This is a genomic window from Rhizobium sp. 01T417 (assembly GCF_056398905.1).
The window spans coordinates 53,353-79,056 of the sequence record NZ_JBFTQH010000020.1; the positions used below are offsets into that span (position 1 = coordinate 53,353).

Sequence of the window (25,704 nt, forward strand, 5' to 3'; positions counted from 1 at the left end):
ATGCTGAAATACATCCTCTGGCGCATTGCTGCGATGGTGCCGACACTGTTCATCATCTCGGCGCTGGTCTTCACCATCATCGAACTTCCGCCGGGCGACTTTTTCGAAAGCCAGATCGCCGAACTGCGGGCGCAGGGCGAGAGTGCCAACCTGCAGGAAATCGAAGAACTCAGGATACAATACGGTTTCGACAGGCCCGAGATCGTCCGCTACTTCTTCTGGGTCGGCGGCATGCTGCACGGGGACTTCGGCTATTCGTTCGAATACCAGCTGCCGGTCTCGGAAGTCGTCGGTGATCGCCTCTGGCTGACGATGCTCGTTTCCTTTACCACGATCCTGCTGACGTGGTTGATCGCCTTTCCCATCGGGATCTATTCGGCGACCCATCAGTATAGTTGGGGCGACTACGGGCTGACCTTTCTCGGTCTGCTCGGCATCGCCATCCCGAACTTCATGCTGGCCCTGATCCTGATGTACTTCGCCAACATCTGGTTCGGCGTCTCGATCGGGCACTTGATGGACCAAAGGTTCCTGAACGAACCGATGAGCTGGGAAAAGGCGCGGTCCATTCTCTCGCATCTGTGGATCCCGGTCATTATCGTCGGCACTGCGGGGACGGCCGGCATGATCCGGCGGCTTCGCGCCAATCTGCTCGACGAGATGCAGAAGCAATACGTCGTCACCGCCCGTGCCAAGGGGCTTCACCCGCTTCGCGCGCTCGTGAAGTATCCGCTGCGCATGGCTCTCAACTTCTTCGTCGCCGATATCGGATCGATCCTGCCTTCGATCATCTCAGGGGCGGAAATCGTCGCCATCGTGCTGTCGCTCGAGACGACAGGCCCCATGCTCATCAAGGCCCTGCAGAGCCAGGACATGTATCTTGCGGGTTCGTTCCTGATGTTCCTCGCCTTCCTCAACGTCATCGGGGTGCTCGTCTCCGATATCGCACTTGGCTTTCTCGATCCGCGTATCCGCCTGCAAGGCAGGAGCACCAAATAGATGTCGCCCTTGCCACCGCCCGGCGCGCCGATGCCGCATTATGTTTCGACCGCACCCTTCGATCCCATGGCGACCGAGGGGATGACGGCTGCGCAATCGCGCATCCACCTTGCCTCGCAGAAGCAGTTGATGTGGTGGAAGTTCAAGCAGCACCGGCTGGCACTTGCCTCCGGCATTTTTCTGCTTGCGCTCTACTCCATGATTATCGTCGTCGAGTTCATTGCGCCCTATGGGCTGCATACCAAGAATGTGGACTTCATCCATTCCCCGCCCCAGCGCGTGCACTTCTTCCACGATGGCAAATTCGTCGGCCCCTTCGTTTACGGGCGCTCCATGTCGCTCGATCTCGACACCCTCCATCGGCTTTACTCCGACAAGCCGGATGAGGTGCAGCCGATCCGCTTCTTCTGCCGCGGCGATTCCTACAAGTTCTGGGGGCTGGTCAAATCGGATCTTCACCTGGTTTGTCCGGCAGTCGGCGGGCAGATGTTCCTGCTTGGCACTGACCGCCTCGGCCGTGATGTGCTGTCGCGCATTCTCTATGGCGCCCGCATTTCGCTCACAATCGGCCTGATCGGTATCGCCATCAGCTTCTGCCTCGGGATCGTCATCGGCGGATTGGCAGGCTATTGGGGCGGCGTCTTCGATCTGATCGTCCAGCGCGTCATCGAAGTTCTTCAGTCGCTGCCAAGCCTTCCGCTCTGGATGGCGCTGGCTGCGATCATGCCTGTCACGTGGAGCCCCATCGTCATCTATTTCGGGATCACGGTCATCCTCGGCATCATCGACTGGACCGGTCTTGCGCGCGCCGTGCGCTCAAAGCTCTTGGCCCTGCGTGAAGAAGATTATGTCCAGGCTGCCCAGCTGATGGGGGCCAGCACGCCGCGCATCATCGGCCGGCATCTTGTTCCGGGCTTCATGTCCCACCTGATCGCCTCTGCCACGATCTCGATTCCCGGCATGATCCTCGGCGAGACGGCGCTCAGCTTCCTTGGCCTCGGTCTGCGCCCGCCGATCACCAGCTGGGGCATTCTACTGACAGAAGCAAAGAGCGTAAGCGTCATCGCCTTCTATCCATGGTTGCTTTTTCCGATTATACCTGTCGTTCTGGTGATTTTGGCGTTCAACTTTCTGGGAGACGGCTTGCGCGATGCGGCAGATCCCTACAAATAGCGGCCAGCCCGGCGGAGCACTGCTCTGTCTTTTGACGGCCAGCAAAAAACCGGCGGTGCTTGTATGATCCACAGCGCAGAAGGATTGCCCATGGCACGGCGCCTGGAAGATGCCCGTATCCTCATGTACAGCCACGACACGTTCGGGCTCGGCCACTTGCGCCGCTGCCGCGCGATCGCGCATGCTCTGGTCGAGGACTATCGCGGGCTTAATATTCTGATCATCTCCGGAGCCACGATTGCCGGCGCGTTCGACTACCGGGCGCGCGTCGACTTCGTGAAGATCCCGAGTGTCATCAAGCTTCGCAACGGCGAATATACGTCGATGGCAAGCCATATCGATCTGCATGAAACGCTGAAGATGCGTGAGTCGAGTATTCGACACACCGCCGAAACCTTCCAGCCCGACATTTTCATCGTCGACAAGGAACCGATGGGGCTTAAGGGCGAAGTCGAGGAGACACTGGCCTATCTGAAGGCGCAGGGCACCGTTCTGGTGCTTGGCCTGCGCGAGATCATGGATGCCCCCCACCTGCTTGATGCCGAATGGAAGCGGAACGGCATCATGCAGAAGATCGACCAGTATTACGATTCCATCTGGGTCTATGGGCCGCCTGATTTCTATGATCCGCTGATCGGCCTGGACGTGCCGGCAAGTGTGCGCAGAAAGATGGATTTCGTCGGATTTCTGCAGCGCAGTGTCTCCACGAGCAAGACCTCGATCAATGCGCGCTCGGACAACTACATTCTGGTCACGACCGGCGGTGGCGGCGATGGGTCCGATCTCGTTCACGATGTCATGAACGCCTATGAGCAAGACCCTTCCCTGCAGCAAAAGGCGCTTGTCGTGCTCGGCCCCTATATGCCGGCTGCCGAGCGCTCCAAGCTGGTGGCAAAAGGGTCCCGCATTCCCTACATAGAGGTGATCGAGTTCGACAATAATATGGAAGAGCTGATCGTGGGGGCCACCGGCGTTGTGGCCATGGGTGGCTATAACACCTATTGCGAAATCCTTTCATTCGACAAGCCTGCACTCATTGTTCCCCGGGTGAAGCCACGCGAAGAGCAGCTGCTGCGCGCCAGGCGAGCGAGTGAGCTTGGCCTGATTGACATGCTGCTGCCAGACCAGTCGGCAGATCCCAAGGTGATGTCCGAGGCCCTGAAACGACTTCCCGAACGCGCACCGCCGTCGAAGAGCGGCTGTACCTTGCAGTTGCAGGGCCTCGATCACATTTCGCAGACGGTCGGACATTGGCTGGATGGCCGGGGCCCGCATCTGTCCGTCGTCGGGGCCGAGTGAAGAACAAGATCTTGTCGAAGCGTCGTAAGATTCTCGTTGTGCTGAAAGGCTACCCGCGCCTTTCGGAGACATTTATCGCCCAGGAACTGCTCGGTCTGGAGAAGGCGGGGTTTGACCTGACCTTGATCTCGATGCGCCGGCCAACCGACAAGAAGCGGCATCCGGTGCATGACGAGATCAGGGCACGCGTCGTCTATTTGCCCGAGTATCTTCACGAAGAGCCGATCCGCGTGCTGATGGGGCTGTTTGCGAGCTTCCGGCGGCCCGGGATCAAGGCTCTCTGGCAGCGCTTCCTCAAGGACCTCCCACGTGACATTTCCCGCAACCGCTTCCGGCGGCTTGGACAGGCGATGGTGCTCGCACGCGAATGGCCGGATAGCGGCGAGTGGCTGCACGCACATTTCATCCATACCCCTGCCTCCGTGACCGAATATGCGAGCATCCTCACTGGTGTGCCCTGGACCTGTTCGGCCCATGCCAAGGACATCTGGACATCGCCGGACTGGGAGTTGCATGAGAAGCTTGGCAGCGCCCGCTGGACGGTGACCTGCACGCGAAGCGGCTATGAGCACATGCGCACCTTGACCCCCCGCAAGGACGCCGTGCATCTGAGCTATCACGGCCTTGATTTGGCGCGTTTCGGGCATTTCGGCGGCCAGCGATCGCAGCGCGACGGCAGCAACCAGGCGGACCCTGTCGTCATTCTCAGCGTCGGCCGTGCCGTCGAGAAGAAGGGCTACGAGACGCTGCTCAAGGCACTCGCACTGCTGCCCGGCGACCTGAACTGGCGTTTCGAGCATATCGGCGGCGGCGACAAGCTGCCGAAGCTGAAGGCACTTGCTGCGGATTTCAATCTGACGGATCGGATCAGCTGGAAGGGCGCACTCGCACAGGAGGACGTGCTCGATCACTACCGCCAGGCCGATGTTTTCGCGCTTGCCTGCCGGATTGCATCCAATGGCGATCGCGACGGCCTGCCGAATGTATTGGTGGAGGCATCGAGCCAGCGCCTGCCCTGCGTCTCGACGTCGGTATCCGGTGTGCCGGAGCTTCTTGTCGACGGTGAAAACGGCAGGCTGGTGCCACCCGAGGATCCTGCGGCGTTTGCAGCGGCACTCGAGGCACTGATCCGCGATCCTGCCTTGCGGTCGCGGCTGGGAGATGCAGCCGAAAGACGCGTGCGCGAGCATTTTGACCACGAGGTGAGCATCACCGAGCTCGGCCATCTGTTTGAACAGGAATGGCAGAAAGCCTCATGAACGCGCCCCGGGTCTTTTTCTATGTCCAGCATTTGCTTGGCATCGGGCATATTGCCCGGGCAAGCCGCATCGCGAGCGCGCTTGTCAGCGACGGGTTCGACGTCACTGTCGTGACCGGTGGGCTGCCGGTCCCGGGGTTTCCGGGAGTCGGCATCAGGACGGTGGCTCTTCCAGCGGTGGTGGCAAGCAATGCCGGTTTTTCCGGACTTGCGGACAGCAATGGTGTTGCCGCCGACGAGGCGTTCCTGCGCAAACGTCGGGATCTGCTGCTCGAAGCCTTCCATGATACAGCGCCCGACGTCGTCATCATCGAAGCGTTTCCTTTTGGCCGCCGGCAGATGCGGTTCGAGCTGCTCCCGCTTCTTGATGCAATCGAGGGAGCCCATCCACGGCCGAAGCTTTTCAGCTCTGTGCGCGATATCCTGCAGCAGAACCGGAAGCCCGGGCGCGACGAGGAGACCGTGGCGCTGGTCAGAGACCATTTCGACGGCGTCCTGGTGCACGGGGATCCGAGCTTCGTTCGCCTGGAAGATACCTTTCCCCTGACGGCGGAGATTGCCTCCAAGCTCCTCTATACCGGCTTGGTGGCGGCCCCGCGGGCGGCTGATCCTGAAGAGACCTTCGACATTGTTGCATCCGCTGGTGGCGGAGCGGTCGGCCTCGACCTGCTTCGCGCGGCCAATGGCGCGGCCGCGATGTTGCCGGCGAACCTGCGGTGGCTCCTGATCAGCGGGCCGAACCTTCCCGAGGCGGACTTCGCCAGCCTTTCGAAGGCAACGCCCTCGAACGTTACGCTGACCCGGTTTCGCAAGGATTTCCCATCGCTGCTTCGCGGCGCGCGGGTTTCCATCTCGCAGGCGGGCTATAACACCGTTGGCGATCTGCTTCAGACCGACTGCCGGATGATCCTCATTCCCTTCGTTGCCGGTGGAGAGACGGAACAAACGGTCCGCGCGGAACGGTTGAGGACACTCGGGCTCGCCGAGATCCTGCCGGAGGCCGGTCTGACGTCCGAAATCGTTGCCAATGCGGTCAGCGCGGCGCTCGCAAAACCGCGGGCAGCCTCGGCATTTCTCGATCTCGGGGGGGCCGGCAAAACGGCATCAATCATTCGGTCCATGATTGGGTGAAAGCCTCGCACTTTGCAAAAATGATGTGATATAAACAACGTCCCGGCGAGAATCGGCATGACGATGGAAATCCGATGCGCCTTGTTTTCGTTATGAGATCCGGCGGTCCGGTTGCATGATCCTGTTTTCGGCATTCCCTTTCGCTTCGCCGCAGGTTCATTGCCCCCAGATTTCCCAGGCAACTGACGGTTAGCAATGGAAAAAAGCCTCGCGCGTTACATCTGGTCGAACACGCGGCTGCAGCAGCTCTGGATTTTGACAGTCGTTGCAGTCTCGATGATCCCCTACTTTCTGTCCTTCGACCTGCCGAAGCAGATCGTCAACGGACCGATTCAGGGCTCGGGCTTCGAGGGCGAAGGCGCAACGCAGACGTTCATGCGGTTGTCCTACACCTTTCCGTTCATCGGCGAGGTAGAGTTCTTCAAGGGCCTCCAGCTTGATCGCCTGCAAATGCTGATGGGGCTCAGCCTCGTCTTCCTCGCGCTAGTCGTGCTGAACGGTCTCTTCAAATTCTACATCAACACCTACAAGGGACGGCTTGGCGAGCGCATGCTGCGCCGCATTCGGTTCGAGTTGATCGACCGGGTACTCCGCTTCCCGCCGTCGCATTTCAAGCGCGTCAAGTCCGCCGAGATCGCAACGATGATCAAGGATGAAGTCGAACCGATGGGCGGCTTCACCGGGGATGCCTTCGTTTCGCCTGCCTTGCTCGGCGGTCAGGCGCTGACGGCGCTCGCCTTCATCATCGTRCAGAATTTCTGGCTCGGGATGATTGCCGCGGGGATCGTCGGCGTGCAGGCGGTGGTGATCCCGCGCATGAGAAAGCGCCTGCTCGAGCTTGGCCGCCAGCGTCAGCTGACAGCCCGCGAGCTGTCCGGACGCGTTGGCGAAATCGTCGATGGCATCGGCACGATTCACGGCAACGACACTTCGAATTTCGAGCGTGCCGACATCGCCACCAGGCTCGGGCTGATCTTCTCGATCCGTTATGACCTCTACCAGTGGAAGTTCCTGGTCAAGTTCCTGAACAACTTCCTGGCCCAGGTCACTCCATTCCTGTTTTACGCCATCGGCGGCTATCTCGCGCTTCAGGGCCGACTGGACATCGGTCAGCTCGTTGCGGTCATCAGCGCCTACAAGGATCTGCCGGGTCCGCTCAAGGAACTGATCGACTGGGATCAGATGCGCCAGGATGTGCAGGTCAAATATCAACAGGTCTACGAGCAGTTCAACGTCGAGCCGCTGATCGACGGCAAGATACAGGATATCTCGTCAGAAACGATCGGCGCCCTGACGGCTCCGCTCGTGGTCACAAATCTCACTGTGAGTGACGACAGCGGCGCGCGGCTGGTCGACCACGTCTCGGTCGAAATCAAGCCCAACGAAACGGTCGCGGTCGTCGGCCCGAACTCGAGTGGTGCCGAAGCCTTCGCGGAAGCCCTCGGTCGGCTTGTGTGGCCGGATTCCGGCCGCGTGACGATCGATGGCCATGACCTTCTCGATCTGCCTGAATCCATTACCGGCAGGCGCATGTCCTACGCCTCTGCCGACGCCTACTTCTTCCACGGGACGCTCAGGGACAATCTTCTTTACGGCTTGAAGCATGCCCCGATGCGCGACCCGCAGTACGACGGCAAGGAGGCTCTTGAAGCCAAGTGGCATGCCGAGGAGGCCGTCAAGGCCGGCAACCCGACAATGGATATCAACAGCGACTGGGTGGACTATCAGGCTGCCGGCGCAACCGGCCCGGAGGATATCCTGACGGCGATCCGTCCTGTGCTCGATGCGGTCCTCATTTCACAGGACATTCTCGACCTGGCGCTTCGATCGACCGTCAACACGAGCGTGCATGTGACGCTTGCCGGACATATCGTCGATCTGCGTACCGCACTTCGCAAGCGCATGCAGGAGTCGGAGCTCGGCAATATCGTCGTGCCGTTCGATTTCGATGCGTTCAATCCGCAAGCCACTGTCGGCGAGAATTTGCTCTTCGGCTCGATGAAGCGGCCGATGATGAACAATCGCCGGCTGGCGGCCCACCCCTATTTCCAGGCGCTCTTCCGCGACACCGGCCTCAGCGACGATCTCTACGGGATGGGTCTGGAGATCGCGGAGAATGCCGTTGAACTCTTCCATGATCTGCCGCCGGATCACCCGTTCTTCCAGCAGCTGACCTTCATGACGGCGGACGATATCCCGACCTATCAGGCGCTGCTGCAGAAATTGCAGAGCCGACGGTTTGATGATGCAACGCCCGAAGAGCGCTCTGCAATCATCCGTCTCAGCTTTGCCTATATCGAGCCGCGGCACCGTTTCGGTCTTCTGACCGACGCGCTGATGGCCAAGATCGTCAGCGCCCGCAAACAGTTCCATGAGAATATTCCGGATGATCTTTCCGCCGTCATCGAGCGGTATGATCCGGAGGGCTTCATCTCCTCGGCAAGCCTGATGGACAACGTCCTGTTCGGGCGCATCGCCTATCAGCAGGCGGACGCGTCCGATCGCATCCGGGCCATCATGGGCGAACTCTTCGACTCTCTCGAACTCTTCGACGACGTCTTGTCGATAGGGCTTGAGTTTGATGTCGGTTCTGGCGGCAAGCGCCTGACGATGGCGCAACGGCAGAAGCTGAACCTTGCCCGTGCGCTTCTCAAACGGTCTGACTATTTTGTCTTCAACCGGCCGTTATCCGCGCTCGACCAGCGTGTTCAGGATCAGATTACCCGAAATGTGGTCGAGGGATTGCACAAGGAAGGCGAACAGCCGGCCATCATCTGGGTGCTTTCGAACGCAAAACTTGCGGAATTGTTTGATCGAATCCTGCTGTTTGACCGCGGTGCGCTGGCCGAGGCAGGCAACTTTCCGGAGCTTTCCGAACAAAACGGTATGTTCAAGGAACTGTTATCGTAATATCCTAAAGAGGGACAATAAAGATGGTGCCCCCTTGCGAGGTGCCACGGTCAAGCGTCGCGCACCGGAAAGCGTGACGGGGGTAGTACGTATATGTTGCTGAGAGACGAAGTCGAAATGCTGCGGCGGGTGCCGATTTTCTCGCGAATTGCACCTGCAAAACTCAAATTGTTGGCCTTCACTTCCGATCGCATGACATACAACGTCGGGCAGGACCTCTTCCATCAGGGGGATCCGGGGGATGCAGCCTATGTCGTCCTGTCCGGAACGGCCGACATTCTTGTCCACTCACCTGCAGGCGACATCAAGGTCGCCGATGTGGAACCCAACTCCATCGTCGGTGAAATCGCCATATTGTGCGACGTATCGCGTACCGCGACGATTCGCGCCACCTCGCCCCTGGAAGTGCTGCGCATCAGCAAGGAACACTTTCTTAAATTACTGAGTGATTTCCCCGAAATGGCCGTCGAGATCATGCGCGTGTTGGCAGACCGTCTGAACCATACAACAGCGGAATTGACCGCAGCGCGCGCGGCGAAGCAGCCGCAAGTAGCCGCGATGTAACGCTTCTGCTGTTTTTCGCGACTTTGCAGCAGATCCTGTTCAATCCGGGTCATATCCGCAGCCCCTGGTAGTTTGCGCATTCTGCGGGCCTCCAAGTGTTCGCGGGCTCGTCGCAGAGCCGACACCTCGTCAACGAGTTGCGAGCGATCCTGTTGTCACGCGGGCAACCTGATGAGCCCGCCGGCGGAATTGTCGACGCGCTTGCGTCAGCTTATGGGCGAAAGCTCGACGCGCCGCTCATCACAGCGTTTCGCACGACACGAGAACGCCCGCGCCTCGCGCATATACATCTTTGAGCGAGCAGTCTCGTCCCGCAACGTGTCGAGCTGGTCGCAGATCGTTGTCAGCTCGACCGATCGAGAGTCGCGATTAGCACATCGTGGTCAGCGCATGCCATTAACATCCTCCCAACAAGCGCTTCGTATTCGCTAGCGGACGCAATATGGGGGGGCCGGGACGTCGAGGGGGTGAGGCAGCTCGCACCAGTCCGTCGGCTCCGGTCACACCGACAAGATGCGCCCGGTTACAACACCTTTGTCGTCGCCGCGCGCAACGGCATAATTGGCGACCACGTGGCCGGCATGCCTTATGACAACGCGGCCAGCCAGCACCACAACCTGTACACCTTCACCGATCAGGCGCGAGGGAGCGGAAGTGCCATTCGTATCGGGTCGATCGAACAGTCTGACTGAACTTTGCGAACCAGATCCAGCAATTGTGCCAGGGGTGGCCGTTCCGCGAGCGGGCTTAGCGCTTAACCCTTTAGCAAGACGGTCAGGTTTGTCGCCTGCAGTTCCATGTTCTTGCTGATCAGCAACCTCGCGCGTTCATCGATCCGGATTTGCTTCAAATGCGACTAGCTCTCGAAGTCGCGGCCAGCGATCGCGTTCTTTTCCTTGGGTATTTCGCGGCACGTGGATCCGCCCGTATTCTAGAATCGACGCATCGTGAGTTTAAATTGGACGGACATTCACTTTAAATTGGTCGGCGATTCACCGGCGGCCGTACGGCTGTCATCCCGCTCCTCCCCTCGCGCAGGCCGAAATCCGGCCGGCTCCTTCCGGCCGAATGTCGGATTGACTTTTCGCAGGAGAAGAACTTGAGAACAGGGGCTCTGCCCGCATTGGGCGAGGGCATGATGAACGTCCTGCTTGCCAGCGGTTATCCTGAAGTCCCCAGAAGACCTCCATAGCCAGGTGCGTCTCATCGACCTATGTCCCAGCCTGGTTCTGGATCGCGACGTACAGGAAACGGCCAACATGCACATCAAATTGAACCGGGCAGCAGCGCAAGTATCGAAGGTATAACGCCATCGCTTTCCCTTCCAGATGTGCCACAAAGTATTAGAGGCATGGCCAGAAGAGGGTGTCGGAGATAGTTGAAATATCATTTAAACAAACAGAGCAATTAGGGCTCCCCGATAAAAAGCGATGGATGCTCTCGAGTTCTTGAAATGCGCCAAGCAAAACCAGGGCAAGTGATGCAAAGAATCCAGGTGTTTCCACTAGCTAAGAGCACGCCTTTTCGTGTTGCAAATGCATTTGCTCCTTTTGCTGCGCTTGGCGGCATCTTCTCCTTCGTGGCCGTTGTAATCTTCGGATTTGGCAAAGGGGAATCGTGGATGACAGACTTCTACTGGTATTACGCCGGGGGAGTTTGCTTTCAAAACGGCAGCAACATGTACGATGTGGGCTGCTTCGGTCCTATCCTACAGAAGCTTACTGGCATCCAAGCGTTGGCGGGTCTTCCCTACCCACCGCACTTCGCGCCCTTTGCAGTGGGAATAGCCTTTCCCTCGATTTCTCTATCTTCACATCTGTTCTTCTCGGCAAGTATCGTCATCTCGTTTGCAATGGCATTTGTGGTTGTAGAAACCGAGCGTAAAGTTCGAGCAACAGAGGTGGACGATGTGCCGTTGAGCCATCTATGGGCACTCCTCATAGTGCTCGGAAGCTCTGGCGTCTGGGGCGCGGTCTGGTTGGGGCAAATCTCGCTTCTGATTGCGTTGCTTGTATGGATTGCATTTCGCCAAATTCATCTTGGCAATACTGTTGCAGCGGGGGTATTGCTCGCGATCATTTCGGTTAAGCCGCAGATGGCGTCGCTGCTTTTCCTTTGGGTCCTGCTTCACGGACGCTTCAGGGTACTAATTGTTGCTGCCGTCGTCGCTGCTCTCATGAGTTCGTATGTGTTTGTGGAAATGGGGATCGTGCCTGCGATTAACGGATGGCGGAGCGCTCTTGCGACCTATCAACAGTATCCAATGAACGCACTGGGTGGCGAGACAATCATGGGGCTGCCCAGTCTTTTGGCATTGTACGGAATAGCAATTCCGTTGCCGCTGGCGACCGCAATTGGAGCGCTAGCGCTTTGCTATCTGCGTTTCCGCAGCAAAGTGCCTCCGTTCTCGCCAATCGCGTTGAGTACGATTTTGCTCGTGCAGATGATGGTGTTCTCACGACCGGTCGACACAATCCTGATCGCTCCAGCCTTCGCCCTCTTCTGGCCCAGCGAACGTTCGCATCCGTACCATCTCATCTTCTTTCTATTTTCTATTGCGATGTTTTGCTTCCCCCAACAATTAGTCATGCGGATGTTCCCTTTTCCTGAAGCATCCCACTTCCGCACATTGCTGATAACAGTGCTGACCATCTTGTTCGGTCGCCAAATGCTTCTCGGTGCAATTCGCTTTGAGTTCCGGAAGGCAGATCAGTGAGTTGCGTGCCAGTCGACAGCGGAGGCAACCCGGGCCTTTTCATTGTTGTCACAGCGGATCGCGGAGCGTTCGGAGCGCCATCTGGTATTCCAACGGACAATGGCAACTTGGCCGTTGTGAAGGCGATCGTCGATCGCCCCGGTTAACGCTTCAAAAGCAGATTGCAGAGCCTCATGTTCCGACAGATGCGCTCGGCCTCCGATGCGGCGGCGAAAATAAAGTGACGGAAGGCCCGCCGCCGTAGACGCTATGACCGCTGCGCTAGTAGCCGATCTGCGCCTGGATGGATGCGAAGGCAATAGGACATCGTCCACGCCGAGAACTGCCATCGATGCTGCTGGCGCGGGCAAACTCTTTCCGAAGCCTTCTAAATGTTTCGGCCTCGTCGTTGCCCAAGGCATTTGACGTGTAAACTTCTTCTATTCACGTAGCGAATGCTGACTGACAGCGCGCTACCATAACCGTTGCGACGGATACTGCCGCTCGGTGATCTGACGCAAGGCGTTTTGAAATCGCCGCTGAAATTGGCTTTGCCCATGAAAGCCTTCTTGCATCAATTTCAGGGAGGAAGGCGTCACGAAGCTTGTGGCTGTTCAGACCATGCCTGGCGAATTCGTCAAGAATCTACGCAACTTACTCACATTGGTTAGTCAACTCCATCGAATTGATATCAGTGTACAATCTGGGCAGGCAACCTAGCGGCTGCTAATGATGGAAGGTAGTTGAGGGCAGCAAAAGGGGCGTCCAATGGCTATCGACCAGAGTATTGGGAACGCGCCTCCGCTGGTCGTGGATCTAGATGGCACATTGATCCGATCGGACCTTTTGGTCGAGTCGGCATTTGCTTGGCTTGGAGCCAGTCCATTAAGAGCGTTCGCGCTGCCTCAACTGCTAAGCCGCGGCAAGGCCGCGCTGAAAGCCGCGATTGCAAGCGAGACCCCCATCGATCCGGCTTACCTGCCCTATGACGAGCAAGTACGGGCGCTGATGGAGGATGCATGGCGCCAAGGCCGAATGGTTTATCTCGCCTCTGCGAGCAACGAACGGTATGTCGAGGCTGTGGCGTCTCATGTTGGTGCCAATGGTTGGTTTGCCTCCAACGACACTGAAAACCTGTCCTCCAACATCAAGGCTCGGCACCTAGTGGATTGCTTCGGCGAGCAAGGCTTCGATTACGTGGGCAACGATCAGGCCGACCTCCCTGTATGGGCTGTTGCTCGAAAAGGCATCGCCGTTCATCCTGATCCGGGAGTCCGACGGGAGCTGGCTGCTGGTGACACAAAGGTAGATATTATCGAGACAACGCAGGGTCAGGCAAAGTCTTGGATCAAGCTCATTCGCGTACATCAATGGTCCAAGAATGCGCTCGTATTCGTACCCTGGCTGACGTCCCACCACTTCGATATCGGATCGCTGCTTGTTTCGATCGTCGCATTCTTTGCCTTTTCCTTCGCCGCCTCAGCCATCTACATCGTCAATGACCTTGTCGACATCGAAGCCGATCGCAAACACCCCTCCAAAAAGCAACGCCCCCTTGCTGCGGGAACAGTGCCAATTCTGTCCACAATTCCGCTTATAGGCGGTCTACTCACCCTTGCAGCAGTGTTGGCAGTAATCGCGGGGCCGCTCTTTGCGGTCGCGCTAATCGCCTATTTAGTGCTGACGACTGCCTATACGTTTTATCTCAAGCGGAAGATGCTTATTGACATAGTAACGCTGGCGGGGCTCTACAGCATCAGGATCGTCGGCGGCGCAGCGGCCATTTCGGTGCCTATATCTGAATGGTTGCTCGGATTTTCGCTGTTCATTTTCACATCGCTCGCCTTGATCAAGCGCTATGTTGAGATGGCAGCTCGACTGGATGCGGACCTTCCAAACCCAACCAACCGCAACTACCGCAAGACAGACCTGGATATCATCGCTGCGCTGGCCGCCGCTTCAGGTTTCAACGCGGTCACCCTGTTCACGCTTTACATTTCTTCGGACACTGTGCGGAAACTCTACTCTAATCCCGAGTTCCTGTGGGTGATCTGTCCAATCATGCTGTATTGGCTCGGCCGGGTTATTATGATGGCACACCGCCGCATCCTAGATGACGATCCAATCGTCTTTGCGGTTCGCGACCGGAACAGCCGGCTCGCCGGCGTCCTCGTCGTCGCCATCCTGGTCGCAGCAACCATACCGTTCTAACGGAGGGAGTTGGATGAGGCCGCTTGACATCCTGCTAGTACTCGTGAGCGTGAGCTTGTCGTCACTGTCCCAAATTCTGCTGAAGCGGGGGATGATCAGTCAAGCGATACAGGCGGCAATCGGCCAAGGTGGGCCCGGTGGCGTTGTTGCGGCCCTCGCAGCCTCGCCCCTGGTCATCGCTGGACTCGCCAGCTTTGGCCTAAGCGCGCTCGTATGGCTTTTCGTGTTGTCGCGCATTCCCCTGTCACTCGCCTATCCTTTCGTGGCACTCGGTATCGTCGTTACTGTGTTCGCAGGCTCGGCACTGTTTGGCGAAGTTGCGACACGGCAGTCGCTCCTGGGCGTTGCGCTCATCGTTTCCGGCGTCGTGATGGTTGGACTTGCAAACCAATGAACTTATCAACGCATTGACGGCCACGGCTGCGAGGCAGCCAAGTCTTGCAGCCGTGCTTATTGCGTCTGGACCAACCCGAGCCAAGGGCCGAAGTCTCGGGCCTTGGCATGCCACGCGCTGAGTACCCCAATGCAGGAGATCGACGCCACGCTGCGTGCGGCGGCACGATTGGCGGCAGGTTGGACAATCCCTCAGTCAGCGAGCTGATCTTCACGTCGAGCTTTTCGCCAATCAGTTGATGGAAGCGTATCGACAATGCCTGATCACTCTCGGCAAGCATGCCATCTACATCGAGTTCGAACTTTCACCGGCCCGTTTAAAACGTTACCCGCGTTACAGCACGATCGCGTGCAACAGGTTGGCGACATTGTCGATATGGATAGCCCGCAAAACAGGCGGTGTGCGCGAGGCTACCGAGCGTGCCGGGGACAACTCGCTTTCCTGCTGCCCCTTACAGGCCCGACTTCAATTCATCGAAAACGCATTCTGGAAGTTGAAGGCCATGTCACGGAGCCGTGCGGAGCGCATGGTAGATGTTTTAGGGGACGCGGTTGGCGCGATCCCCATTCCCGTTTGCAGATTGCACAAGCTACTTCAGAGTTGTGGGATAGACCCGGATGAACGGATCTTCGTTACTCGCGCTGTTCGAGCGCTCTGCTGAAGGCCAATGCCGCAAGCGTACAGACCGCGCCGGACAGCAGGTAGTAGCCAACGAAAGGCAGACCAAAGTGGCTGGACAGGGTCAGCGCGACGAGCGGGGCAAAGCCGGCGCCGACGAGCCAGGCAAGGTCGGAGGTAAAGGCCGCACCGGTATAGCGATAACCTCTGCCGAAGCGCGACGAAATCGAGCCGGTCGCCTGGCCAAAGGACAGTCCGAGGACGCCGAAGCCGATGATCACGAAGGCACTCTGTCCCCCGGAGCCGGCTGCCATCAGGAGCGGACCGACAAAGCTGAAGATTGCAATCAGCACGGCACAGATCGCAAGCTGGGCACGCCTGCCGATGAGGTCTGCGATCATGCCGGAGACGACGATGGCGACGAGACCGACCACGGCGCCAATGATCTGCACGACCATGAAACCGCCTATCGGCTGGGTTCCGTAAAGATACACCCAGCCCAGCGGGAAGATCGTCACCAGGTGGAACATCGCGAAGCTCGCGAGCGGCACGAAGGCGCCGAGCAGGATGTCGCGACCATGGACGCGCACCACGTCGCGGATCGGTGCCGCTTCAAGCTCGTGCTGTTCCAGTGCGGAGCCGAATTCGGGCGTCATGACCAGACGCAAACGCGCAAACAGCGCAACCACGTTGATCGCAAAGGCGACAAAGAACGGATAGCGCCAGCCCCAGCTCAGGAAGTCCTCACTGGACAGATTGGCGATGAAATAGCCGAAAAGCGCGCTTGCCAGCGCAAAGCCGATCGGGGCGCCGAGCTGCGGGATCATCGCATACCAGCCGCGGTGGTTTGGGGGCGCGTTGAGTGCAAGCAGCGACGCCAGGCCGTCCCATGCGCCGCCGAGCGCAAATCCCTGGCCGAGCCGGAAGAGGGCGAGCAACGCGATCGACCAGGCACCAATCTCGCTATAGCCTGGCAGGAAAGCGATCGAAGCCGTCGAGCCCCCAAGTAGGAACAATGCGATCGTCAGCTTGGCGCCGCGGCCATAGAAACGGTCGATGGTCATGAACACGAGCGATCCCACCGGGCGCGCCAGAAATGCGAGCGAAAAGATCGCAAAGGAATAAAGCGTTGCCGTTAGTCGATCGGGCGCGAAAGGAAAGACAAGCTGAGGGAAGACCAGCACGGATGCGAGGCCATAAACGAAGAAATCGAAGAATTCGGACGCGCGCCCGATGACGACGCCCATCGCGATGCTGCCGGCCGATATCGGCTTGTCGGCATGAATTCGCCGCGCATCCTGCTCCATCGATGTGGACGATGGTCCGTAGTGTGTTGTACCTGCCATTAAATGCCTCCCTCGTTGAGGCACCTGTGGCAAAGCGCCTCACTAGCGATCTTGATCAAACCACTGCGCTTATCAAGTCCGATCGACGCAAATAGTTCATCATCCGGCTTGAAAATCAGATGTGGATGAAAAATCACGGTCGTGCCGCGAAATCAGCCTGCAAAAGACTGGCATGATCGGCGCGTGCGGATATATTAGCCCTTCAAAATGGATTGTGCGCAAGAATCCTTCGAATTTTCATCAGGATTTTGACATCCTGCGCCACGTGCCTTATCCCGCAGTGCGGCATTTCTGTTGCACTGCGACCAAACACCTCATGTTGCTATCAGGTACGGTGCTTTAGTCGCGGTCTGGATGAAACAACAAGAGCATAGAGACGTGCAAAAACTGCCAAAGTTTTCCCGCCATCTCCTCATTCTGCCCCTGCTTCTGACGCTGGCGGGATGCAATTTGGTGGTCATGTCGCCTTCGGGCGATATCGCCATGCAGCAACGCGACCTGATTATCGTGTCGACGGTTTTGATGCTGCTGATCATCGTTCCGGTGATCTTTCTGACGCTGCTGTTTGCCTGGCGCTATCGCCGTTCCAATACGGCTGCCACCTATGATCCGGAATGGCATCATTCCACCCGTCTGGAAGTGGTCATCTGGTCAGCGCCGCTGGCCATCATCATCGCGCTCGGGGCCATCACCTGGATCAGCACGCACAAGCTCGACCCATTTCGTCCGCTCGATCGGATTGACGCCGAGCGCGCCATCCCGGCCAATACCAAGCCGCTGACCGTCGAAGTCGTCGCACTCGACTGGAAATGGCTGTTCTTCTATCCCGAACTCGGGATTGCGACCGTCAATGAAATGGCAGCGCCAGTCGATGTTCCGATCAGCTTCAGGATCACCTCCTCGTCGGTCATGAATTCCTTCTACGTGCCTGCGCTTGCGGGCCAGATCTATGCAATGCCCGGCATGGAGACCAGGCTGCATGCCGTCATCAACCAGGAAGGCATCTTCGACGGCTTTTCGGCCAACTATAGCGGCGCGGGTTTTTCCCACATGCGCTTCAAGTTCCATGGAGTAAACCAGCAGGGCTTCGACCAATGGGTTGCGCAGGTCAGGGAAAAGGGAACTGCCCTCAACAGGGATACCTATCTCAAGCTCGAACGGCCGAGTGAAAGGGAGCCGGTGCGTTACTTCTCGACCGTCGACAAGGATCTCTTCAACGCGATCCTCAACATGTGCGCGGCCCCCGGTCAGATGTGCATGAACGAAATGATGCACATCGACCGTATGGGTGGCGGCGGCAAGGAAAGCGCCGAAAATCGCGAGAAGCTGCTCTACGACAACCGCCACTCCGATCAGGCCGGTGGCAGTCACGAAACGCCTGCGGGCGAAAGCCCCGATGCCAGCGAAACCAAGCCGGCAGACGCTCAAAACGGCGCCGGCCAGTCTGGCGACACGCAGACGATGCCAGGAATGCAGCATGACGGGCACACAATGCCCGGCATGGACCACGGCACCGGCAGCGACCCGGCGCCTGCGCAATCAAACAGCAATTAGACCTGGCGCTTTGCGTCGATACGACATCAATGAACGGGTTCATCCATGTTTTCCAATCCTGACCTCCTGAAGTTCATCTTCGGTCGGTTGACCCTAGAATCGATCCCCTATCACGAGCCGATCCTGGTCGTGACCTTTGCGGCAGTCGCACTTGGCGGCATCGCGCTTCTGGGTGTTGTTACCTATTTCAAGCTTTGGGGTTATCTCTGGCGCGACTGGCTGACGAGCGTCGATCACAAGAAGATCGGCATCATGTACGTCATCCTGGCGCTCATCATGCTGCTGCGCGGCTTTTCCGACGCGATCATGATGCGTCTGCAACAGGCAATCGCCTTCAACGGATCCGCCGGCTACCTGCCGCCGCATCACTACGACCAGGTCTTCACGGCCCATGGCGTCATCATGATCTTCTTCATGGCCATGCCGTTCGTCACGGGCCTGATGAACCTCGTCGTGCCGCTGCAGATCGGCGCCCGCGACGTTTCCTTCCCGTTCCTGAACAATTTCTCGTTCTGGATGACGACCGCCGGTGCGATCATCATCATGATCTCGCTCTTCGTCGGCGAATTCGCCCAGACCGGCTGGCTTGCGTATCCGCCGCTGTCGGGAGCCGCCTACAGCCCGGGCGTCGGTGTCGACTATTACATCTGGGGTCTGCAGGTGGCCGGTGTCGGCACGACACTATCGGGCATCAACCTGATCGCGACGATTGTGAAGATGCGCGCACCCGGCATGAGCTTCATGAAGATGCCGGTCTTCACCTGGACCGCGCTCTGCACCAACATCCTGATCGTCGCGACTTTCCCGATCCTGACGGCGACGCTGGCGCTGCTGTCGCTCGACCGTTACGCCGGCACGAACTTCTTCACGAATGACCTCGGCGGCAATCCGATGATGTATGTGAACCTCATCTGGATCTGGGGTCACCCGGAAGTCTACATCCTCGTGCTGCCGGCATTCGGCATCTTCTCCGAAGTCGTTGCCACCTTCTGCGGCAAGCGTCTCTTCGGCTACGCTTCGATGGTCTACGCCACCTGCGTGATCATGATCCTGTCCTACCTCGTGTGGCTGCACCACTTCTTCACGATGGGTTCGGGGGCAAGCGTCAACTCCTTCTTCGGCATCACCACGATGATCATCTCGATCCCAACAGGGGCGAAGATGTTCAACTGGCTGTTCACGATGTACAGGGGACGCATTCGCTACGAAGTGCCGATGCTGTGGACGCTCGGCTTCATGGTGACCTTCGTCATCGGCGGGATGACCGGCGTTCTGCTCGCCGTTCCGCCCGCGGACTTCGTGCTGCACAACTCGCTCTTCCTGATCGCCCACTTCCACAACGTCATCATCGGCGGCGTGGTGTTCGGCCTGATGGCTGGCGTCACCTACTGGTTCCCGAAGGCGTTCGGCTACAAGCTCGATCCGTTCTGGGGCAAGATGTCCTTCTGGTTCTGGCTGATCGGCTTCTACTTCGCCTTCATGCCGCTCTACGTGCTCGGCCTGATGGGCGTCACGCGCCGCGTGTCGCAGTTCGAAGATCCGTCGCTACAGATCTGGTTCATCCTTGCCGCCTTCGGCGCCGTCCTGATCGCGATCGGCATCGCCAGCTTCATCATCCAGCTCGTCGTCAGCTTCTTCAAGCGCGAGGAGCTGCGCGACACGACGGGCGATCCCTGGGATGGCCGCACACTGGAATGGTCGACCTCGTCGCCGCCGCCGGACTACAACTTCGCCTTCACGCCCGTCGTCCATGACCATGATTCCTGGTACGACATGAAGGCCCGCGGCTATGCCCGTCCGCTGGAAGGCTTCAAGCCGATCCACATGCCGAAGAACACCGGAACCGGCGTCATCCTCGGCGCGATCAGCGTCGTGCTGGCATTTGCCCTCATCTGGTACATGTGGTGGTTGGTCGTCCTGTCCTTCGTCGCCATGATCGCCGTCGCGATCGGCCATACCTTCAACTACAATCGCGACTTCTATATCCCCGCCGAAGAAGTCACGGAAACGGAACGCAAGCGTACCGCGCTGCTTGCCGAGCAGGTGTAAGACCATGAGCGATGCTGTGATCGACAAGGCAGACAAGCCTGAATTCTACCTCACCGAGGAGCACCATCCGGAAGGCAGCACAATGCTGGGTTTCTGGCTCTACCTGATGAGCGACTGCCTCATCTTCGCGGTGCTGTTTGCAACCTTCGCCGTCCTCGGCCGCAACTTTGCCGCTGGGCCCTCGCCGGCCGATCTCTTTGATCTGCCGCTGGTGGCGATCAACACCTCGATGCTGCTTCTGTCCTCCATCACCTACGGTTTTGCGATGCTGCAGATGGAGCGGCAGGAGAAGGGCGCCACACTCTTCTGGCTGGCTATTACCGGCCTCTTCGGCCTGGCCTTCCTTGGGATTGAACTCTACGAGTTCTCGCACCTGATCCACGAGGGCGCAGGTCCAACCCGCAGTGCCTTCCTGTCCGGCTTCTTCACGCTGGTCGGCACGCATGGCCTGCACGTCACCTTTGGTATCGTCTGGCTGATCACCCTGATGGTGCAGGTGTCGATCCGTGGCCTGATCCCGGAAAACCGCCGCCGCCTGATGTGCCTGTCGATGTTCTGGCACTTTCTTGACGTCGTCTGGATCGGCGTCTTCTCCTTCGTCTATCTTATGGGAGTCCTCGGATGACCTCTAACGCACCAGTAACCGAGGACGCCCACGAAGCCCATCATGGTCACAGCCATGGTCATGTGGCCGCCCACGGCACCTTCAAGAGCTATATGATCGGCTTCGTGCTGTCGGTAATCCTGACAGCGATCCCGTTCTGGCTGGTCATGGCCGGCGTCTTCGAAAATCCATCGGTAACGGCCGCATGGGTCATGGGGCTCGCGGCTGTCCAGATCGTCGTTCACATGATTTTCTTCCTTCATATGAACCCGCGCTCGGAAGGCGGCTGGACGATGATGGCGTTGATCTTCACGCTTCTGCTCGTCGCCATCGCGCTCGCCGGCTCGCTCTGGGTCATGCATCATCTGAATACGAACATGATGCCGATGAGCCCGGAAATGATGAAGAATATGCCCTAAAGGCAGGAGCGGGCGGTGGTGACGCCGCCCGCAAAGGTTTTCTGGCAATGGCCGACATCCCCTCCGAGAACGCACAAAGACAGCATACTGCCGCCGGGCTTGCGATATTCTGCGGTGTCATGCTGGTGCTGATTGCAGCACTGCTTGCGCTTGGTGTCTGGCAGGTCGAGCGGCTTTCCTGGAAAGAGGATCTGATTGCCCGCGTCGATCAGCGCGTCCATGCGGAGCCGGTTCCCGCGCCAGTGCGCGCGCGGTGGGGACAGGTCAGCCGCGCCAATGACGAATATCGCCATGTGACTGCCGAAGGGATCCTGCAAAACGACAAGGAAACGCTGATCTACGCGTCGACGTCGCTCGGGCCCGGCTATTGGGTGATCACCCCGCTCAAGCTGGCCGACAGCACCTCGATCCTGATCAACCGCGGTTTCGTCCCGACGGACAAGCGCGATCCGGCAACACGCAGCGAAGGGCAGATTGCAACCCCGGTGAAAATCACCGGACTGCTGCGGATTACCGAGCCTGGAGGCACGCTGGTCAAGTCCAATGATCCGGCCAATGACCGCTGGTATTCACGCGATGTCGCCGCGATCGCCGATCGTCGCGGCGTGGCAGATACCGCCCCCTACTTTATCGATGCTGATGCGACGCCAAACCCAGGCGGCCTGCCGGTCGGTGGGCTGACGCAGATCGCCTTCCCCAACAACCATCTGGTTTACGCGATCACCTGGTTTGCGCTTGCGGTCATGGCCGCTGGACTGCTCGCTTTCGTCGTCCGCGGCGATTTGCGCGCGCGTCGGTCCTGATCAGACGGCCTTGCTCCGGGGAAAGAAGCGCTCAGCCATATGTTCGCCAACCGCATAGGCCTGGCTGACGATCTCGGGTACGAGGTCGATGTCAGGCAGACTGCCAAGGCCGAGGGGCCCGACGGCAAACAGTCCATCGACCGTTGATCCATCCTCGAGACAGGGCTGTCCCCGCTGATTGACGGCAAGCCCGAGCGACAATTCGTCTACCAGGGCCAAACCTCCGCTCACAAGGCTTGCCAGCAATGGCGAAGTCAGTTGCGGAGCGCGGCAGCGACAATCCAGGATACGCTCGGCATGAACGATCTCGTCGGCGTGCGAGCCGGCGGGCCGGAAGAAGAGACCGCTCAGGCCCTGCCGACCCACGACGCCACGGCGCAGTACGGTATTGCCACTGACGAGCTCGCTTTGGAGACGGGCGTAGATTGCCTCCGGCAAGCGGTTGCGGTGGCTGTCATAGATCGCCCGCAAGTGCCGGTTGAACTGATGCTTCTGATGGGCTGGCAGTGCGCGCCACAGAGAGCGGGCGTGTTTGCGCAACCCGTTCATGACGGATTGCCAGCTTCTACCCTCTTCCTCTGCCTCGCGGCAGGCCGCGCGGATGAAACGCAGGATGTCAGGGAGGTTTTTTGGCAGCGCGTCGGCCGGAAAAACCGGGTCGGCGGAGTTCGGCGTATGGCTCTGCGGCAGGAAGCCATGTCGGGAAAGGATGGTAACCTGCCCCGCGTAGCCGGCGTCGCGCAATTGCAGGAGTTGATCGACAACCCTGATGCCGCTGCCGAGAAGGACCGTGTGTGGGCGCGCGACCAGGCGCTGGGCTCTCACCTGCGACGGCTCCTGCCCAGTCTCCTCGGTTTCCGGCAGACCATAGCCAGTGGCCAGTATGACGGTGTCGAATAGGGGATTGGCTGGATTGGCGCTTTCGAGGAGGAAACGGTTGCCGTGGCTCTTGCGGATCGCCACAACCGGTTCATGACACACCTGAACCGTAATGTCCTTGCGGGCGGACAAGGCTTCCGAGAAGCGCTGGTAGACGTAGTCGCTGAAAATGTCTTTCGGCACGAAGATCTGGCGAAATCCCGGGATCGCCGCAGGCACGGCGGCGCGGAATTCCGCGTTGCTACAAAGCCAGTCGTTGAAATCATCCGTATCGCCCACCGAGACGGAAAGATCGCGAACACGCGTATTCAGGATCGTCGAGGTCCGCGCCGACGAGAGTGCCTGCCCTCCGCTCACCGAAGAGTTGGGGTCGAAGAGTTGCAGATGAAAAGGCAGGCGTACTGTCTTCATCAGCGCGATCGCCATCATCATTCCGGAAAAGCCGCGGCCGACAATGGCAAAACGCGGCACGGCGGAGATCTTTGCTGCCGCCGCTGACTTCGAAGAAAACAGGCCTTGAACCGTCATCTCAACTCCCTTGCGACCGTCTGCGCATCGTGTCTCGATTGAATTCAACGCGGGAAAAAACGCTCGCGCGTTGAGCTGGTTCACGCGGTTTTGAACCGCCCTATAGTCTATCAAACTGGTCGTGTATCAAAGCGCCAAAAGATGATTTAGGCAAGCCTTTGTTCCGAGTGCCAGCGTCTGGAACGGATAAGTGTCTGAAACCGTTTTAACATTTCGAGACGCCATGGGCGGTCAAAATGGTGCTTCCTAGTCTTTGTTGCACTCACGATAAAATAACCAGTTGGTGAATTCTTGACTTGAAGGGCCGAAAGGAATCGGCAAAAGTAAGGGCGCTAATCAATCCCTTCATGGATTCGACGTCTTTCCGGACCAACGTCCGACCACACCTCTGTTTTGGAATATGACCGTGAGCAGCAATGCTTTAACACGCGCGACGAAGCCATCCGCTTCGATGGCGAAGGCGACCGCGGCAGGCTGGGGCAAGGGCCTCTTTACGCTCGTCCGCATCACCGTCATGGCGTTCCGCCATCCCTGGCAATCTGGTTTCGCGATCGGCGCAACCCTTGTCGCCTCGACCTTCCAGCTGATGATCCCGCGTCTGCTCGGTCGGGCGGTCGACCACACGCAGGTCGCGATGGAAGGCGGGCAGGCGGGACAGATCGCACAGGATGCGCTGCTGACCACGGCGCTGATGCTGCTAGGCGCCAGCGTTCTGCGTGGCATCTTCACGATGATCCAGAACTACTACAGCGAGAGCGTCGGCCACCACATGGGCTACGAGCTGCGTCTTGCCTGTTACGAGAAAATCCAGCGCCTTTCCTTCAGTTTTCATGACAGCGTCCACTCTGGCGATCTGATCACCGTCGGTCTGCTCGACCTTGAAGGCGTGCGCATGTATTTTTCGACGGCGCTGGTACGCATGGTGCTGTTGACCACGCTGATCGGTATCGGCGCCTACATGCTGCTTTCCACCGATGTCGTTCTCGGCTTGCTTGCCTTGAGCTTCGTACCCTTCGTTGCCTGGCGTTCCTCGGTCACGCAGTTGCGGTTGCGCGCGACCTGGCTCGACCTGCAGGAGCGGCTGTCGGTGCTGACCCGGATCATGGAGGAAAATCTCGGTGGTATCCGCGTGGTCCGGGCCTTTGCCGCCCAGGCGCACGAGATGATGAAGTTCGAGGGCGCTTCCAAGAACGCCTTGACGCTCGCCCATCAACGCGTCGGCATCCGTGTCATCAATACCAGCGCCATGACCTTCTCCTTCTTCGCTGCCATGGGCCTCGTCCTCTGGGTTGGCGGCGGCAAGGTGATGGCTGGCGAGATGACGGTCGGTACGCTTACTTCGTTCCTGACCTTCATGACGATCCTGCAGATGCCTGTCCGCCAGCTCGGCCTGATGGTCAATGCCTTTGCCCGTGCCTCCACCTGCGGCACCCGGCTGTTCAATTTGCTCGACCTCGAAATTGCCGTGCGGGATGCCCCTGACGCCAGGGATCTGGCGCTGACCGATGGGACGCTGCGCTTCGAGAATGTAAGCTTCGCCTATCCGAGCTCACCGATGCACCAGGTCTTGAGCAACGTCTCCTTCGAGGCAAAGCGCGGCGAGACGATCGGCATCGTCGGGCCACCCGGCAGCGGGAAGTCGACGCTTGCCCATCTGATCCCGCGCTTCTACGACGTCAACAGGGGCAAGATCACCATTGATGGACAGGATATCCGCAAGGCGACGCTGCAGTCGCTTCGTCGTGCGATCGCCGTTGTCCAGCAGGACTCCTTCCTGTTCACAACCTCGATTGAAAACAACATCGCCTATGGCGACCCCTGGGCAAAGGAAAGCCGAATCGAGCGCGCGAGTGAAAGTGCCCAACTGCACAATTACGTGCTCGGCCTGCCGACCGGCTACGGCACGGTCGTTGGAGAACGCGGTGTGTCGCTCTCGGGAGGACAGCGCCAGCGCCTGTCGATCGCCCGTGCCCTGATGTTGAAACCCGCCGTCATGGTCTTCGATGATTCAACGGCGGCAATCGATGCGGCCACCGAACAGCGCATTCGCTCCGCGATGCGCAAGTACGCGGCTGATCGCGTGACCATCATTGTTGCGCATCGCCTGAGCTCGCTGATGCATGCCGACCAGATCCTGTTCGTCGAGAACGGGCAAGTCGTCGAACGCGGCACGCACGAGGAGTTGCTGGCCGCGGGCGGGCGCTACAAGGCGCTCTACGATCTGCAGGTACGGCCAGGCGATGAGGCGCTTAGCGCCTAGGGAGGAATGA

General features: G+C 58.8%; 18 protein-coding genes and 2 pseudogenes. 16 read left to right on the forward strand and 4 right to left on the reverse strand.

What is annotated here, in order from left to right:
* From AC1DPR_RS19600 to AC1DPR_RS19630, 7 genes are all read left to right on the forward strand, one after another.
* Complete coding sequence (locus tag AC1DPR_RS19600; protein WP_018856658.1) at window positions 1-999, forward strand: ABC transporter permease; 999 nt, start codon at window positions 1-3, stop codon at window positions 997-999.
* Entirely contained in the window at window positions 1,000-2,172 is a 1,173-nt protein-coding gene (locus tag AC1DPR_RS19605; protein WP_112665135.1) for an ABC transporter permease, read from the forward strand.
* A gap of 90 nt (window positions 2,173-2,262) precedes the next feature.
* The gene (locus AC1DPR_RS19610; protein WP_018856660.1) at window positions 2,263-3,471 is read left to right on the forward strand and encodes a glycosyltransferase family protein; all 1,209 of its coding nucleotides are present in this window, start codon (window positions 2,263-2,265) and stop codon (window positions 3,469-3,471) included.
* An 11-nt stretch (window positions 3,472-3,482) separates the two neighbouring features.
* A complete protein-coding gene (locus AC1DPR_RS19615) occupies window positions 3,483-4,730 on the forward strand; it encodes a glycosyltransferase (RefSeq protein ID WP_477816950.1) in 1,248 nt (415 codons plus the stop codon).
* The gene (locus AC1DPR_RS19620) at window positions 4,712-5,860 is read left to right on the forward strand and encodes a glycosyltransferase family protein (protein WP_477816951.1); all 1,149 of its coding nucleotides are present in this window, start codon (window positions 4,712-4,714) and stop codon (window positions 5,858-5,860) included. Before AC1DPR_RS19615 ends, AC1DPR_RS19620 begins: the two co-directional genes overlap by 19 nt.
* 195 nt (window positions 5,861-6,055) lie before the next feature.
* The gene (locus AC1DPR_RS19625) at window positions 6,056-8,770 is read left to right on the forward strand and encodes an ABC transporter transmembrane domain-containing protein (RefSeq protein ID WP_477816952.1); all 2,715 of its coding nucleotides are present in this window, start codon (window positions 6,056-6,058) and stop codon (window positions 8,768-8,770) included.
* A 93-nt stretch (window positions 8,771-8,863) separates the two neighbouring features.
* On the forward strand, window positions 8,864-9,334 hold the full coding sequence (locus AC1DPR_RS19630) for a cyclic nucleotide-binding domain-containing protein (protein WP_018856664.1): 471 nt from the start codon (window positions 8,864-8,866) through the stop codon (window positions 9,332-9,334).
* Window positions 9,335-9,730: 396 nt separating this feature from the next.
* Here the strand turns inward: AC1DPR_RS19630 and AC1DPR_RS19635 are convergent.
* A pseudogene (locus tag AC1DPR_RS19635) lies at window positions 9,731-10,229 on the reverse strand (Mu transposase domain-containing protein); the annotation flags it as partial.
* A gap of 558 nt (window positions 10,230-10,787) precedes the next feature.
* Between AC1DPR_RS19635 and AC1DPR_RS19640 the strand changes: the two are divergent.
* Window positions 10,788-12,050 carry a glycosyltransferase family 87 protein gene (locus tag AC1DPR_RS19640; protein ID WP_477816953.1) on the forward strand — a complete coding sequence of 421 codons (1,263 nt, stop codon included), beginning with the start codon at window positions 10,788-10,790 and terminating at the stop codon, window positions 12,048-12,050.
* Between the two features lie 11 nt (window positions 12,051-12,061).
* On the opposite strand, the pseudogene AC1DPR_RS19645 reads toward AC1DPR_RS19640, so the two are convergent.
* A pseudogene (locus AC1DPR_RS19645) lies at window positions 12,062-12,246 on the reverse strand (IS3 family transposase); the annotation flags it as partial.
* A 551-nt stretch (window positions 12,247-12,797) separates the two neighbouring features.
* Here AC1DPR_RS19645 and AC1DPR_RS19650 point away from each other — a divergent pair.
* Both AC1DPR_RS19650 and AC1DPR_RS19655 read left to right on the forward strand, forming a co-directional pair.
* Window positions 12,798-14,240: a UbiA family prenyltransferase gene (locus AC1DPR_RS19650; RefSeq protein ID WP_477816954.1), complete on the forward strand. Its 1,443-nt coding sequence runs from the start codon at window positions 12,798-12,800 to the stop codon at window positions 14,238-14,240.
* Window positions 14,241-14,253: 13 nt separating this feature from the next.
* Window positions 14,254-14,634: a DMT family transporter gene (locus AC1DPR_RS19655; RefSeq protein ID WP_477816955.1), complete on the forward strand. Its 381-nt coding sequence runs from the start codon at window positions 14,254-14,256 to the stop codon at window positions 14,632-14,634.
* Window positions 14,635-15,266: 632 nt separating this feature from the next.
* Here the strand turns inward: AC1DPR_RS19655 and AC1DPR_RS19660 are convergent.
* Entirely contained in the window at window positions 15,267-16,598 is a 1,332-nt protein-coding gene (locus AC1DPR_RS19660; protein WP_026371725.1) for an MFS transporter, read from the reverse strand.
* A 378-nt stretch (window positions 16,599-16,976) separates the two neighbouring features.
* Here AC1DPR_RS19660 and cyoA point away from each other — a divergent pair, with 378 nt between their 5' ends.
* The 5 genes from cyoA to AC1DPR_RS19685 are packed head-to-tail and all read left to right on the forward strand — an operon-like array spanning window position 16,977 to window position 22,027.
* Window positions 16,977-18,152 (forward strand): ubiquinol oxidase subunit II, encoded by a 1,176-nt coding sequence (gene cyoA, locus AC1DPR_RS19665; RefSeq protein WP_018856666.1) that lies wholly within the window; start codon window positions 16,977-16,979, stop codon window positions 18,150-18,152.
* Window positions 18,153-18,197: 45 nt separating this feature from the next.
* Window positions 18,198-20,201 carry a cytochrome o ubiquinol oxidase subunit I gene (gene cyoB / locus AC1DPR_RS19670; RefSeq protein ID WP_025658241.1) on the forward strand — a complete coding sequence of 668 codons (2,004 nt, stop codon included), beginning with the start codon at window positions 18,198-18,200 and terminating at the stop codon, window positions 20,199-20,201.
* Window positions 20,202-20,205: 4 nt separating this feature from the next.
* On the forward strand, window positions 20,206-20,826 hold the full coding sequence (gene cyoC / locus AC1DPR_RS19675; protein WP_018856668.1) for a cytochrome o ubiquinol oxidase subunit III: 621 nt from the start codon (window positions 20,206-20,208) through the stop codon (window positions 20,824-20,826).
* Window positions 20,823-21,224, forward strand: a complete 402-nt coding sequence (cyoD, locus tag AC1DPR_RS19680; RefSeq protein WP_025658240.1) for a cytochrome o ubiquinol oxidase subunit IV — start codon at window positions 20,823-20,825, stop codon at window positions 21,222-21,224. The genes cyoC and cyoD overlap by 4 nt, the downstream gene beginning before the upstream one ends.
* A gap of 47 nt (window positions 21,225-21,271) precedes the next feature.
* Window positions 21,272-22,027: an SURF1 family protein gene (locus AC1DPR_RS19685; protein WP_477816956.1), complete on the forward strand. Its 756-nt coding sequence runs from the start codon at window positions 21,272-21,274 to the stop codon at window positions 22,025-22,027.
* Here AC1DPR_RS19685 and AC1DPR_RS19690 read toward each other — a convergent pair whose 3' ends face one another.
* Complete coding sequence (locus AC1DPR_RS19690) at window positions 22,028-23,434, reverse strand: FAD/NAD(P)-binding protein (RefSeq protein ID WP_477816957.1); 1,407 nt, start codon at window positions 23,432-23,434, stop codon at window positions 22,028-22,030.
* A 451-nt stretch (window positions 23,435-23,885) separates the two neighbouring features.
* Here AC1DPR_RS19690 and AC1DPR_RS19695 point away from each other — a divergent pair, with 451 nt between their 5' ends.
* Window positions 23,886-25,694: an ABC transporter ATP-binding protein gene (locus AC1DPR_RS19695; protein WP_477816972.1), complete on the forward strand. Its 1,809-nt coding sequence runs from the start codon at window positions 23,886-23,888 to the stop codon at window positions 25,692-25,694.
* Window positions 25,695-25,704 lie beyond the last annotated feature (10 nt).

Bases quoted from the DNA above. Each gene is read 5' to 3' on its own strand.
- AC1DPR_RS19600 (WP_018856658.1), top strand. From the start codon at position 1: ATGCTGAAATACATCCTCTGGCGCATTGCTGCGATGGTGCCGACACTG.
- AC1DPR_RS19605 (WP_112665135.1), top strand. From the start codon at position 1,000: ATGTCGCCCTTGCCACCGCCCGGCGCGCCGATGCCGCATTATGTTTCG.
- AC1DPR_RS19610 (WP_018856660.1), top strand. From the start codon at position 2,263: ATGGCACGGCGCCTGGAAGATGCCCGTATCCTCATGTACAGCCACGAC.
- AC1DPR_RS19620 (WP_477816951.1), top strand. From the start codon at position 4,712: ATGGCAGAAAGCCTCATGAACGCGCCCCGGGTCTTTTTCTATGTCCAG.
- AC1DPR_RS19630 (WP_018856664.1), top strand. From the start codon at position 8,864: ATGTTGCTGAGAGACGAAGTCGAAATGCTGCGGCGGGTGCCGATTTTC.
- AC1DPR_RS19640 (WP_477816953.1), top strand. From the start codon at position 10,788: ATGCGCCAAGCAAAACCAGGGCAAGTGATGCAAAGAATCCAGGTGTTT.
- AC1DPR_RS19650 (WP_477816954.1), top strand. From the start codon at position 12,798: ATGGCTATCGACCAGAGTATTGGGAACGCGCCTCCGCTGGTCGTGGAT.
- AC1DPR_RS19655 (WP_477816955.1), top strand. From the start codon at position 14,254: ATGAGGCCGCTTGACATCCTGCTAGTACTCGTGAGCGTGAGCTTGTCG.
- AC1DPR_RS19660 (WP_026371725.1), bottom strand. From the start codon at position 16,598: ATGGCAGGTACAACACACTACGGACCATCGTCCACATCGATGGAGCAG.
- cyoB (WP_025658241.1), top strand. From the start codon at position 18,198: ATGTTTTCCAATCCTGACCTCCTGAAGTTCATCTTCGGTCGGTTGACC.
- cyoC (WP_018856668.1), top strand. From the start codon at position 20,206: ATGAGCGATGCTGTGATCGACAAGGCAGACAAGCCTGAATTCTACCTC.
- cyoD (WP_025658240.1), top strand. From the start codon at position 20,823: ATGACCTCTAACGCACCAGTAACCGAGGACGCCCACGAAGCCCATCAT.
- AC1DPR_RS19685 (WP_477816956.1), top strand. From the start codon at position 21,272: ATGGCCGACATCCCCTCCGAGAACGCACAAAGACAGCATACTGCCGCC.
- AC1DPR_RS19690 (WP_477816957.1), bottom strand. From the start codon at position 23,434: ATGACGGTTCAAGGCCTGTTTTCTTCGAAGTCAGCGGCGGCAGCAAAG.
- AC1DPR_RS19695 (WP_477816972.1), top strand. From the start codon at position 23,886: ATGGCGAAGGCGACCGCGGCAGGCTGGGGCAAGGGCCTCTTTACGCTC.